At 64.5% G+C, this 999-nt stretch carries 1 protein-coding gene; it reads left to right on the forward strand.

Going from position 1 to position 999, the window contains the following annotated elements:
* Positions 1-367: 367 nt before the first annotated feature.
* The gene (locus FVW27_RS16995) at positions 368-856 is read left to right on the forward strand and encodes a YajQ family cyclic di-GMP-binding protein (protein WP_167127419.1); all 489 of its coding nucleotides are present in this window, start codon (positions 368-370) and stop codon (positions 854-856) included.
* Positions 857-999: the final 143 nt, after the last annotated feature.

Raw genomic sequence — 999 nt, forward strand, 5'->3', positions numbered from 1 at the left:
GGGACGGAGTGGGGCGCGAGGGCGGTGGGCGCGGGGCTTCCGGGTCTTCCGGCGGCGGCTCCGGTCCCCAGTCCGCAAGCTGACAGGCATCGCGGCCTGCGCAGAAACGGCAGGGGGCCGGAACGCGAACCGGCGCAGTCACCGATTCGGCGCCCCGCGCATCGGCTTGAACCACGGCGCGCCCTTTGCTACATCCTGTGTCCTCATACGGGATCGGAAGGCCGTTTCCCGGTTCGGTCGGATCAGCGGCAAGGGCACAGCCCGAATCGTGCATGCGGTCCGCCCGGACCGGTCCGTTCAGGCCGCCCCGTCTCCAGAACACGTTTCAATCCGCGTGTCCCACGGCACGCTTCATCCGGAGGTTCGCATGCCCTCGTTCGACGTGGTCAACAAGGTCGAGATGCAGGAACTCGATAACGCCGTGAACAACGTGAAGAAAGAAGTGGACACCCGCTACGACTTCCGCAATTCCGTCACCGAAATCGAACTGCACCGCGGCGACAAGCGCATCCACCTGCTGGCGGGCGATGAAATGAAGATGCGCGCCCTGCAAGACATGCTGCAATCTCACTGCATCCGCCGCAAGGTCGATCCCAAGTGCCTGGAGTTCAAGGACATCGAGCCGACGTCCAAGGGGCAGGTCAAGCGCGACGTTGTGATTCAGGAAGGCATCACCAAGGATGTCGCCCAGAAGATCGTCAAGAAGATCAAGGATTCGAAGCTGAAAGTGCAGGCCGCCATCCAGGACGACCAGGTGCGCGTGACCGGCAAGAAGATCGACGACCTTCAGGAAGTCATCCAGTTGCTGCGGGGGGAGGAGTTTGGCGTGCCCCTGCAGTTCGTCAACATGAAGTAGGGCAGTGATCGGGGGCGGTCTGCGGCTGCAACGCAGCGGCCTTCCCCGCGGGCTGCGTTGCGGCACGCCGTGGCTTCCTCGACGTAGCGCTGCTACGCCGTCGTCGCCGTGGCGCACCGCGCCTTGCCTTCGGGGCCGCCAAC

The sequence above is a fragment of the Nitratidesulfovibrio liaohensis genome (assembly GCF_011682075.1).
Taxonomy (GTDB): Bacteria; Desulfobacterota; Desulfovibrionia; order Desulfovibrionales; family Desulfovibrionaceae; genus Cupidesulfovibrio; species Cupidesulfovibrio liaohensis.